The organism is Leptothrix ochracea, from assembly GCF_041083635.1.
GTDB classification, from domain to species: Bacteria; Pseudomonadota; Gammaproteobacteria; order Burkholderiales; family Burkholderiaceae_C; genus Sphaerotilus; species Sphaerotilus ochraceus.
This window is the reverse complement of sequence record NZ_JBFPHB010000019.1, coordinates 19,155-30,049: the sequence shown is the minus strand read 5'-3', so window position 1 is coordinate 30,049 and position 10,895 is coordinate 19,155. Positions and strand designations below refer to the sequence as shown.

12 protein-coding genes are annotated in these 10,895 nt (G+C 60.0%); 7 read left to right on the top strand and 5 right to left on the bottom strand.

The window, feature by feature from the left end:
* Positions 1 to 1,583: AmpG family muropeptide MFS transporter (locus AB3X39_RS08105; RefSeq protein ID WP_369416858.1), on the bottom strand; the 1,583-nt coding region annotated here is incomplete at its 3' end.
* A 51-nt stretch (positions 1,584 to 1,634) separates the two neighbouring features.
* Here AB3X39_RS08105 and AB3X39_RS08100 point away from each other — a divergent pair.
* Positions 1,635 to 2,141 carry a flavin reductase family protein gene (locus tag AB3X39_RS08100; protein ID WP_369416857.1) on the top strand — a complete coding sequence of 169 codons (507 nt, stop codon included), beginning with the start codon at positions 1,635 to 1,637 and terminating at the stop codon, positions 2,139 to 2,141.
* Positions 2,142 to 2,191: 50 nt separating this feature from the next.
* Positions 2,192 to 2,611: a thioredoxin TrxC gene (gene trxC / locus AB3X39_RS08095; protein WP_369416856.1), complete on the top strand. Its 420-nt coding sequence runs from the start codon at positions 2,192 to 2,194 to the stop codon at positions 2,609 to 2,611.
* Here trxC and AB3X39_RS08090 read toward each other — a convergent pair whose 3' ends face one another.
* On the bottom strand, positions 2,612 to 2,983 hold the full coding sequence (locus AB3X39_RS08090) for a roadblock/LC7 domain-containing protein (protein WP_369416855.1): 372 nt from the start codon (positions 2,981 to 2,983) through the stop codon (positions 2,612 to 2,614). It lies immediately after the preceding gene.
* Positions 2,984 to 3,666: 683 nt separating this feature from the next.
* On the opposite strand from AB3X39_RS08090, the gene AB3X39_RS08085 reads away from it, so the two are divergent.
* The 3 genes from AB3X39_RS08085 to AB3X39_RS08075 all read left to right on the top strand — a co-directional run bounded on the left by AB3X39_RS08085 (position 3,667) and on the right by AB3X39_RS08075 (position 5,152).
* Complete coding sequence (locus tag AB3X39_RS08085; RefSeq protein ID WP_369416854.1) at positions 3,667 to 4,263, top strand: protoglobin domain-containing protein; 597 nt, start codon at positions 3,667 to 3,669, stop codon at positions 4,261 to 4,263.
* A 57-nt stretch (positions 4,264 to 4,320) separates the two neighbouring features.
* Positions 4,321 to 4,683 (top strand): roadblock/LC7 domain-containing protein, encoded by a 363-nt coding sequence (locus AB3X39_RS08080; RefSeq protein WP_369416853.1) that lies wholly within the window; start codon positions 4,321 to 4,323, stop codon positions 4,681 to 4,683.
* A gap of 109 nt (positions 4,684 to 4,792) precedes the next feature.
* The gene (locus AB3X39_RS08075) at positions 4,793 to 5,152 is read left to right on the top strand and encodes a hypothetical protein (RefSeq protein WP_369416852.1); all 360 of its coding nucleotides are present in this window, start codon (positions 4,793 to 4,795) and stop codon (positions 5,150 to 5,152) included.
* Between the two features lie 20 nt (positions 5,153 to 5,172).
* Here AB3X39_RS08075 and AB3X39_RS08070 read toward each other — a convergent pair whose 3' ends face one another.
* The 3 genes from AB3X39_RS08070 to purB are packed head-to-tail and all read right to left on the bottom strand — an operon-like array spanning position 5,173 to position 9,218.
* On the bottom strand, positions 5,173 to 6,984 hold the full coding sequence (locus tag AB3X39_RS08070; RefSeq protein ID WP_369416851.1) for an ABC transporter substrate-binding protein: 1,812 nt from the start codon (positions 6,982 to 6,984) through the stop codon (positions 5,173 to 5,175).
* Positions 6,981 to 7,829, bottom strand: a complete 849-nt coding sequence (pyrF, locus tag AB3X39_RS08065) for an orotidine-5'-phosphate decarboxylase (RefSeq protein WP_369416850.1) — start codon at positions 7,827 to 7,829, stop codon at positions 6,981 to 6,983. Before pyrF ends, AB3X39_RS08070 begins: the two co-directional genes overlap by 4 nt.
* A 15-nt stretch (positions 7,830 to 7,844) precedes the next feature.
* Complete coding sequence (purB, locus tag AB3X39_RS08060) at positions 7,845 to 9,218, bottom strand: adenylosuccinate lyase (protein WP_369416849.1); 1,374 nt, start codon at positions 9,216 to 9,218, stop codon at positions 7,845 to 7,847.
* A 255-nt stretch (positions 9,219 to 9,473) separates the two neighbouring features.
* Here purB and AB3X39_RS08055 point away from each other — a divergent pair, with 255 nt between their 5' ends.
* Complete coding sequence (locus AB3X39_RS08055) at positions 9,474 to 9,821, top strand: c-type cytochrome (protein ID WP_369416848.1); 348 nt, start codon at positions 9,474 to 9,476, stop codon at positions 9,819 to 9,821.
* 80 nt (positions 9,822 to 9,901) lie between these two features.
* A complete protein-coding gene (locus AB3X39_RS08050; protein WP_369416847.1) occupies positions 9,902 to 10,894 on the top strand; it encodes a DmsE family decaheme c-type cytochrome in 993 nt (330 codons plus the stop codon).
* Position 10,895: the final 1 nt, after the last annotated feature.

Here is a 10,895-nt window from a genome sequence, read left to right as displayed (position 1 = left end):
GCCGGTAAGGCGGCGGCGGTGGAGAGCAAAAAGAACGCTGGCCAGCCGATGGATTCGGCCAAAACGCCGGCCATCGGCCCCACCCACACGCGGCCCACCGAGGCAAACGCTGAGAGCAGCGCGTATTGCGTGGCCGTGTAGCGCTGGCTGGTGAGACTCATCAGAAAAGCGACGAAGGCGGCGGTGCCCATGCCGCCCGAGAGGTTCTCGACCACGATCACGGCCAGCAAGCCGCCATCGACTGGGGTGTCTTTCACCAAGGCCACCAAGCCCCAGTCGAAAGCCGGGATCACCCAGCCCGGTAGCGCCCCTTTGCCCGTCACGGCCAGCCACCAAAAGCCCAGGTTGCTGAGCATCTGCAAGAGGCCAAACAGCAGCAAAGCGCGCCACAGGCCGAGCCGCATCATCAGCGCGCCGCCCAGCAGCGCGCCGCCGATGGTCAGCCAAAGTCCGATCAGCTTGTTGACCACCCCGACTTCCGCCGGGGCGAAGGCCATGACCTTGAGCAAAAAGGGCGTCATGAGGGCACCAGCAAAGGCGTCGCCCAGCTTGTAGAGCACGATGAAGGCCAAAAAAGCCCGTGCGCCCGGCTGGGCAAAGTAGTTGGCGAGCCCGCGCAGCAGCGTCTCGAAGCGCACCACCCGCGCCGCCCACGCCGCCAGCGGTAGCGTGAAGGCGATGCCCAGCAGCAGCGCGGTCAGATCGACCCACTTGCGCTGCAAGGGGCTCAGCAAACCGGGCGTGGCGGTCGTCGATAGATCCCAAAAAGGGCTGAGCAGCATCTGGGCCAAGCTCACGCCGTAGCGGTCGGTCAGCGCCACGCCGCAAGCTGCCGCCACCGCCACCGCCAAAAAGCCCAGCAGATCGTGGCCGGTGGCTTGTCCTGGCTTGGCATGGGCGTTGGTGCGATCCAGCTCCGGCAGGCGCGGCAAGGCCAAGGCCGAGAGTGCGGCGGCACCCACCATCAGCAGCGCCATCAACTGATAGACCTGCGGCCAGGTCCAGCCGTGGCGGGTGCCAGCGGCCGAAGGATCGGTCCAGATCAGCACGATGCCGCCAGAAAGAAGCATCGCCAGCCGGTAGCCCAGCACGCTGAGCGAGGCCCCCAAGCCGCGCTCCACCGTGGGCAGCACATCGGTGCGGTAGGCGTCGATCACCACGTCTTGCGAGGCCGACAAGAATGCCGCCAACAAGGCCAAGAGCGAAAAGAGCCGAATCTCGGCGCTGGGGGTGGTCTGGGCCAGCATCAAAAAAGTGCCCGCCAAGGCGAGTTGACTCAGCACCAGCCAGCCACGCCGCCGTCCGAGCAAACGCTCCAAGCCCCAAGGCTCAAAGCGATCCATCAGTGGCGCCCAGAGGAATTTGAAGGTGTAGGGCAGGCCGACCAAGCTCAGAAAACCGATGGTGGCCAAGTCGATGCCGTCCATCGACAGCCACGCTTGCAGCGCTTGGCCGGTGAGTCCGAGCGGCAAGCCGGAGGTAAAGCCCAGCATGGTGACGATGCCGAGGCGCCAAAAGGCGAGCCAAGGAGCGGGGTGAGATGTCGCCGAAGCGGTGCAGTTGTTGTTATCAGAGCTGGGCATCGCGGGATTCTAGAAGCCGGCCGAGGGGTGGCATCGGGGACAATTCAACCCATGGATGCTTCTTTGATCAGCCCGCCGCCGCCCGTGACCTTCACGACGAAGGATTTGCGCGCCGCCTTGGGCCAATTTGCCACCGGCGTGGCCATCGTGACCGCGCGGGGCGAAGACGGTCACCCCATCGGTTTGACGATCAATTCCTTTGCTTCGGTCTCTCTTGATCCGCCGCTGGTGCTGTGGAGTTTGGACAACCGTTCGGGCAATCTGGCCGCCTTCAACGCCGCCAGCCATCACGCCATTCACATCCTGGGCACAGCTCAACGCCCTTTGGCGGAGCTGTTTGCCACCCGGGGTGTGGATCGTTTTGCCGATCTGGCTTGGCAGCCGGGTTTGGGCGGGGCGCCGCTCTTGGCCGGATGCGCGGCGGTCTTCGAGTGCCGTCAGCACACCCGCCATCCCGGCGGTGATCACTTGCTCTATCTGCTCGAAGTGCTGCATTGCCACAGTCGCAAGGATCTGCCACCGCTGATCTTCCACGGTGGGCGTTTCGTCGCCCCTTGAAATCAGCAGGCAATGCCTATACCTTACTGGGTATATCAACGGAGCGTTCCATGCTGATCACTTGCACCCATTGCCAAGCCAAGAACCGTGTGCCTGACGAGCGCTTGGGCGAGAACCCGAACTGCGGTCAATGCGGCCACGCGCTGCTCGACGGTCACCCGGCTGATCTGAGCGATGCGAGTTTTGGGCCGGTGGTGAATGGCACTGAGCTGCCGGTGGTGGTCGATTTTTGGGCCGAGTGGTGTGGCCCTTGCAAGATGATGGCGCCGCGGTTCAAGCAGGCTGCGGCCTTGCTCAAGGGACGGGCCTTGCTGGCCAAGGTGGACAGCGACGCCTGTCCACGCGCCTCGGTGCAAAACCGCATTCGTTCTATCCCCACCATGGTGATGTTTCTGCACGGCCAAGAAGTGCGCCGTGTGAGCGGCGCGATGTCGGCCCAGCAGATCGAACAGTGGGTGACGCAGGCTTGATCAGAGTTGGGTGATGCTCTGATCGAGCTTGCGCATTTCCATCCGAGCCATGGCCAGATTGCCATGGTTGCGGTCGATGGCAATATAGATAAAGACTTCGTTGTTGATTTGCAGCGGCCGGATCAAGTGATATTGCGTGCCCAAGGTGATCAAAATATCTTCAATATGATCATTGCCAATACCCACGGCTTTCATGGCCTTCAGTTTGGCTTGAACAACCTGCGTATTGGCACCGGCGGCGGCCTCGATGGGAAAACTGCCATTCACCATCGATTCAAACATCATGCCGCTGGTCGAATCGACCAAAGCGGCTGCAATGAAACCGTCAAGATCGGTCAAGTCGTTGATGATGCGTGCTTTTTGGGTTGCCATGAATAAGTCTCCGTCAAAAGATCCGTGAAGTGGGGTGGTCGTCCCTATTGTTTTGTTTTTGACCTGGATCAAATGATAGAAATATTGATTCTGGCAGAACTTCTGATTTGATGAAGAAAACTATGTCCAATTGTTGCTGCGCTGTTTTTGCCAACAATTGCATGGACAAAGCATGAACAGCACCCCGTTGGCTACCGGCCACAAAGTTGGGGCTGTTCACAAAAAACATCACCCGTGGGTCGCGCCATGTTCAGTGTGCGGCTGAAACGAGACCGCGAGTCGGATCCCGACCGGATCTTGGCGATGTTCTGACTGAACGTGTGAATCGCCATACGCGCCATCATCCGAGGGATCAAGGCGTCATGCAGCATTCATGTTCGTTAATTTACTTAATGGGTGCAATCCATATATTGTGGAATATATCGATATTGACCACAATTTTTATATGCTTACTCTATGCTTACTCTATGCTTACTCTATGCTTACTCTATGCTTACACGGCTTGTATTTCGTCTTGATGATAGGTATTGCGTTCTTCTTGAAATAAATATTCACGAAATTGTCATGCGTGTCACGGAGTGGTTCTATCAAGGTATGCACATCATTTGTATGGTGATCTACAATTGACTTCCATCAATTTGGATCAGTTCCATGTTGATGTAAAAATCTTTTGGATGGTTACTATGAACATTTTTGAAATTACGCACAAAATCATCAGTGATATTCCTGAGGGGCAGCGCTTTTCCGAGGCGGATGCCATCTTACTTATGAGCTTCCGAGATCAACTTCTGGCGATGGAAGATGATCTTGTGAAGGGTTTCTACGACACGATCCAAGCTAATCCACAGATGGCCACGCTTATTGGGCATGGTGCGCGATCCGATCGTGAAACCACCTTGCGTCGTTGGTGGCAGCGTACGTTGAGTGGACCCTTTGATGACAAGTATTGGGCTTGGCAATCGTTGGTCGGTGTTGTTCACATCAAGGTGGGGGTCAAAAACCCCATGATGATGGGGATGTGGACATGGGTCCTAGATTGGCTGCGCTCGAAACTCACGCCAGAACTGTTGGGTAGTGCGGAACTGGCCCGAGAAATCATGAGCAGTGTGGAGCGTCTTTCGTTGACGGCTCAAGCCATTACTGCGGAAAGCTACTTGGTTTATTACCTCGAAACCGTGATTCGTATCACTGGATTCAAGCCGGCCTTGCTGGAGCGGATGTTCAAGTCTGAGATCGACGTGCTGCTGGGGGAAGTCCGCAGTCAGCTCGGCAGCATCTGATTTGTTTGAATTGTTTGAATTGTTTGAAATGTTTCATTGGATCTGAGGGAGATTGCCATGCGTGCAGACGTTCTTAATTCCGTTCTTCGTGAGCTCAACGGCTCGACCGCCGATATCGAAGCTTCCGCCGTTTTGTCCACCGATGGCCTGATGATGGCCTCCTTGCTGCCTGCCAGCATGGATGAAGACCGGGTGGGGGCCATGAGTGCCGCCATGCTGTCTTTGGGCGATCGCACCGCTCGTGAATTGGCACGGGGTGATCTGGAGCAAGTGCTGGTCAAGGGCCAGCGCGGTTACGTACTGATGGTCCATGCCGGTGAAGATGCCGTGGTCACGGTATTGCTCAAGGCCAACGCCCGTCTTGGCCTGATCTTTTTGGATGTGAAGCGTGCTGCGGACAGCATCCATAAAATCATCTGAGTTGAAACCACCGATGTGGTGATTTGTTTTTGATTCGTCGCTGGTTCGGGTTGTCTCTATTTGATAAAAATAAAAAAACATGCTGTAGGCAACCCATGGGGAGGTTCTTGTGGCAACGTCAAATATCATCAACCACCTCTCTGGTTTGAGAGGTTTTGTGGCGGCGACGCTGATTGATACGTATCACCGCCAAGTGATTGAATCAATCAGCCATGCCAACGAATCCATCGATGGCATGGCTCTTGACAATGCACAGGTCATCTTGAATCGACTCGATCGCATCCGCACCAAGAGGAAAAGACCTGTCGATAGCTGCCTATTTTTTAGGCTGAGTGAGCAATACCATATTGTTCGTCAGAGCCGCCATTGCCCTGACATCTTCATTTATTTGGTCATCGATTTTTCTTGCGGCGATTTGGACCAAGCGCGCATTGCCGTGAAGAACTTGGATGCGCGTATCCGTGTTTGAACGTGGCTATTTCGAAATTTTCAACGCGGCGGTACCACATCCACAAACTTGAAAAACTCGCGCACGAAGGGGTTGCGGCGGTAGCCCAGCACGTGGGAGTGGGTGAGGTCGGTGACGACGCGGTGGGCGCTGAACTTGTAGGGCATGTTCACCACCATCAACTGTGCGGCTTGCTGCATCAGGGCGAGGCGCTCGGGGCCGTCGGGCAGGCGAGCTTGTTGTTCGTAGAGGGCGTCGAACGCGGGTAGATGGAAGCGGGCGTGGTTGGATTGGCCGGTGTTGGGGCTGTAGGCCAGGGCGAGAAAGGTGTCACCGTCGGGGGTGCCGGCGCTCCAGCCCACGCCCCAGAGCATCAAACGGCCGGCGCGCAGGGCTTTGAGGTTTTCGGGCCACTGCGCGACCTTGAAGCTCATTTTCAGGCCGACGGCTTTCATGCTTTTGTCCCAGATCTCAGCCAACTGGCGTGAGGCTTGGTCGGACTGGGTGGCGTAGATCAGCTCCAGCGGGCGGCCGTCGGGCAGGTCGCGCCAGCCGTCACCGTCGCGGTCGATGTAGCCGTAGAGGTCCAGCAGGGCCTTGGCGCGCGCCGGGTCGTATTGGCTCATCTCGGTGCGCACGTTGCCGTCGTGGCCAAAGGTCAGCGGCGCGATGGCGGTTTCAGCGGGCAGGGCTTGGCCTTTGCGCACGTGGGTGATTTCCTGCGGGGCGTTGTAGGCCAGCGCGATGGCGCGGCGCAGGGCCACCTTCTCGGGGGTGTTGCCGCCCACCAGCGGGTGCGCCATGTTGAAGATCGCCGCCATCACCACATCGACCTGCGGGGCGCGGTGCATGGTGACGCCGCGTTTGACCAGATAGGGCGCCAGCCGGTTGTTGGGCACAGCGTTTTGGATGAAGGCGTTGGGCAGACGCTCCAGCAGATCGACTTCGCCGTTCAAAAAAGCCAGCCAGCGCGGCTGCTCTTCTTCAATGATCGCAATCTCCACCCGGTCGAGCAGCGGCAAGCGCCGGCCTTGGAGCTGCTTGGCCACGGCTTGGGCGGCCACGTCGTCGGCCGCAGGTTGTTCGTCGTAGATCTCGGCGCGAAAACTCGGGCTGCGCTCCAGCACGATCTTGGACGAGCGCCGCCAAGCGCCGAGCTTGAAAGGCCCGGTGCCCACCGGGTGCTCCATGATGCGTTCGCCGTAGTGCTCCACCACTTCGCGCGCCACCGCGCCGAAGGCGGCCGGGTCGGCCATCACGGTTTGATGAAAGCGCGGCGCGGGCTCGCCCAAGCGGATGCGCAACGTGTAGCGGTCCAGCGCCTTGAGCCCTTCGACCTCGGTGTCGTAGTTGAAGGGTGTCTTGCTGCTCAGGGCTTGTTGGCGCAGCGCTGAGAGCCCTTGGATGCGGGCGTTTTCCAGCAAGTAGAGATTGGGACTGTTCCAGCGCGGGTCGTAGTGGCGCTTCAAGGCGTAGACGTAATCGGCGGCCGTCAGCTCGCGGCGCACGCCTTTGAAGGCCGGGTCGTCGGCAAAGTAGATGCCGGGGCGCAGCTTGAAGGTGAACTCCCGAAAGTCGGCCGAGATTTGCGGCAGCGCCTCGGCCGTGAGCGGCTTGAGGCGGGCGGGCTTGGCCAGGTAGTCGAAGCACAAGGGTGCTTCAAAAATGCCCGCCACCACGGTGCGCGAATAGACGTCAGAGAGCTGTGCCGGATCAAAGCCGGTTTCAGCCACCGGGAAGGCGTAGCGCAGCACATGGGCGGTGGGCTGCGCGCCGCCCCCGGCGTGGGCGAGGGGACTGATGAGCGCGAGGACGTGCAGCGCGAAGGCGATCAGCCAAGCGAGGCGGATCATCCCCGGCGGGCGGCGTTCAGCTGCGCGCGGGTGGCCAAGGCGACGCGGCGGGCGGCTGCGGCAAAGTCCTCGCCCGAGCTGGCGTAGAGCACCGCGCGCGAGCTGTTAACCACGATCGGGCCGGTGATCTGGCCGCTGGCGTCGGTGCTGAGCCCGGCGCGCACGGTGGCTTCGGCGTCACCGCCTTGGGCACCCACGCCCGGAATCAACAGCGGCAAGGTGGGGGCCAGAGCGCGCACCTTGGCGATTTCTTCTGGGTAGGTCGCGCCCACCACCAGACCGATCTGGCCGTTGCGGTTCCACTCGGTTTGGGCCAGCTCCGCCAGTCGCTCGAACAAACGCGGCTGACCGGGCACATCGGCCAAGCGCTGCATCTGCCAGTCGTTGCCACCGGGGTTGGAGGTGCGGCACAGCAGAATCACGCCCTTGTCGGGCCAGCGTAGGTACGGCTCCATGGTGTCAAAGCCCATGAAGGGCGAGAGCGTCACCGCGTCGGCCTGATAGCGCTCGAAAGCTTCGCGGGCGTACTGCTCGGCGGTCGAGCCGATGTCGCCGCGCTTGGCGTCCAAAATGACCGGCACATCGGGTGCGGTGCGCTTCATGTAGGCCATGAGCTCTTCGAGCTGACCCTCGGCGCGGTGGGCGGCAAAGTAGGCGATCTGCGGCTTGAACGCGCACACCACGTCCTTGGTCGCATCGACGATTGCGCAGCAGAACTCAAAGATCCGCCCGGCATCGCCCTTCCACGCACCCGGAAACTTGCTCGGCTCGGGGTCGAGCCCCACGCAAAGCAGCGAGTCGTGCAGGCGCGTGGCGCGGGCGAGGGCGTCAATGAAGGAAGCCATGGTGCGCGCCTCGCCTCAGCTGCCGATCCGGCGGGCCAATTCGGTGGCCATGCCGGTGTAGTCGCCCGGTGTCATGGCCAAGAGGCGGTCTTTTTCGGCTTGGGGCAGATCGAGCTTGGCGATGAAGCCTTGCATCAGCTCGCGCGTCATCGGCTGGCCGCGTGTGAAGGCCTTGAGTTGCTCGTAGGGCTCAGGCAGGGCGTAGCGGCGCATGACGGTTTGGATCGGCTCGGCCAGCACTTCCCAGGCGCTGTCCAGATCGGCATTCAAGGCGGCAGCGTTCAGCTCCAGCTTGTCCAAGCCGCGCAGCAGGCTGTCAAAGCCCAGCAAGGCGTAGCCCAGCGCCACACCCATGTTGCGCAGCGCGGTCGAGTCGGTCAGGTCGCGCTGCCAGCGGCTCACGGGCAGCTTTTGCGACAGGTGCGTCAGCACGGCGCTGGCCAGACCGAAGTTGCCTTCGGCGTTTTCGAAGTCGATCGGGTTGACTTTGTGCGGCATGGTCGAGGAGCCGACCTCGCCCGCTTTGGTCTTTTGCTTGAAGTACCCCAAGCTGATGTAGCCCCAGACGTCACGCGACCAGTCGATCAAGATGGTGTTGACGCGGGTGAAGGCGTCAAACAGCTCGGCCATGTAGTCGTGCGGTTCGATCTGGATGGTGTAGGGGTTGAAGCTCAGGCCCAGCGCGTCTTCGATCACGTGGCGGCTGAAGGCTTCCCAGTCGTGCTCGGGGTAGGCCGAGAGGTGGGCGTTGTAGTTGCCCACCGCGCCGTTCATCTTGGCGCGCATCTTGACGCTGGCGATCACGGCGCGGCCGTGCTGCAAACGCGCCACCACGTTGGCGATTTCCTTGCCGACGGTGGTCGGGCTGGCGGTTTGGCCGTGGGTGCGGCTCAGCATCGGCTGGGCCGCAAAGGTGTGCGCCAAGTCGGTCATGCGCTGGATGATGCGGTCCAAGGCCGGCAGCAACACGCTGTCGCGCGCCGACTTGAGCATCAAGGCGTGGCTGGTGTTGTTGATGTCTTCGCTGGTGCAAGCAAAGTGAACGAATTCGGCCGACGCTTCGAGTTCGGGATGATCGCCAAAGCGCTGCTTGAGCCAGTACTCGACCGCCTTGACGTCATGGTTGGTGACTTTTTCGATGTCCTTGATGGCTTGGGCATCGGTCTCCGAGAACATCAACACCAGCGAGCGCAGAAAGCCGCGTGAGGCTTCGCTCAAGGGCTTGAAGTCGGCCAGACCGGCGTCTGACAAGGCGATGAACCATTCGATTTCGACTTGCACGCGGCGGTGCATCAGGCCGAACTCACTCAGCAGGGGGCGCAAAGGCGCCACTTTGCCCGCATAGCGACCGTCCAGCGGCGACAGGGCGGACAGGGAGGTCATGGGCATGGCGGCAAGGGCACGGGTGTGGGGCATAGGTCACGCGTTGAAGCTGCTTGAGGAGGTGCGATTGTAGGTTTGCGCCGCGCCCTGCTGTGAAACGGCCGGCAAAGAATCGGTCTGGGGTCAATTTGCGTCAACGTTGATCGACGTCAAGGCGAGACCATAATCACCGGTCGATATCTATGGATGTAAATTCAGACGTAGTAAAACGTGGCTAAACGTGCTGTTTGCGTGCTGTTTGACCTTTGAGGGATGTGAAAAATGAAAAGCTTGACGTTGAATCGCTGTTTGGGTTTGGGAATGGTTTCCGCAGCGATGATGTTGTCGATGTCTGTGGCATACGCCTTGGATGCTGATGCCGCCTCAGGCTTGGCTCGGCAGAATAATTGCTTCAAGTGTCACAGTATTGAGAAAAAGAAAGATGGCCCACCTTTCAAAGAGTTGGCGGTGAAATACAAAGGCAAGCCAGATGCTGTGGCAAAGATTGTTCACCACCTGACGTCGGGCGAGAAGGCTAAATTCCCCGATGGACACGAGGAAGAGCATAAGGTTTTGAAGAAGGATCCCGCCGAGCTGAAGAATCTGGCTGAATGGATTCTTGCGCAGTAAGTTATTTGGGCGGTATAGATCATGGATTCGATTCGGCACCGGTTTTCTGATCGGTGCCGAAATCATTTGAGGGGTATGTGATGAAGCGGGTTATTCACCGGATATGTGCTGTGGCTGTGGCAGCGCTGGGTATGACGTTGGGGTCGGCGGTTTTTGCGGCCGATCTCTCCAAAACTGTTTCGCCCAAAGAGCATCCTGACGCTGTGTGCACGAAGTGCCACGACGAGAGCGAAGCCAAGCCGCTGCTGTCGATCTATCAAACCAAGCACGGGGTGCGGGCCGATGCGCGCACGCCCAGCTGCCAGAGCTGCCACGGACGCAGCGAGCAGCACGTGAGCGGGGGCAAGGGCGTGGGCGAGGCCTCACGCCCGACGCCCGACATCGTCTTCAAGACCAAGTCGGCGTTGAATCCCACCCTAGATGCGGCCACACAGGTTGAGGTCTGTATCGGTTGCCATAAAGGCGGTCAGCGCATGCACTGGGAGGGTAGCCAACACTCAAGCCGCGATGTGGTGTGCGCTTCGTGCCACAGCGTGCACGTCAAGGCCGATCCGGTGCTGAACAAGAGCAGCCAGCAAGAGGTGTGCTTCAGCTGCCACAAGACCGAGCGGGCCCAGACCCATCGGCTCTCGACCCATCCCTTGGCGGCCGGCAAGATGGGTTGCTCGGATTGCCACAACCCACACGGCACCACGGGGCCGAAGCTGCTGAGCAAGGGCTCGGTCAACGAGACCTGCCAGAGCTGCCATGCCGAACAGCGCGGACCGTTCCTGTGGGAGCACGAGCCGGTGACGGAAGCCTGCACCAACTGCCACACGCCGCACGGTTCGAACAACGCCCCGTTGCTCAAAGCGCGCGCACCCTGGCTGTGCCAGTCGTGCCACAGCGGCGATCACGCTGCGCAGGTCAACAGCGGGGCCAATCTGCAAGGTGGTGCTTTGACGATGGCCAACGGCAATCAGTTGCTGGCTGGGGCGGCGGCACGGGCTCAGATGGGCGGACGCGCTTGCCTGAACTGCCACATGGTGGTGCACGGCTCGAACCATCCGGCTGGCTCTAAGTTCCAGCGCTGAG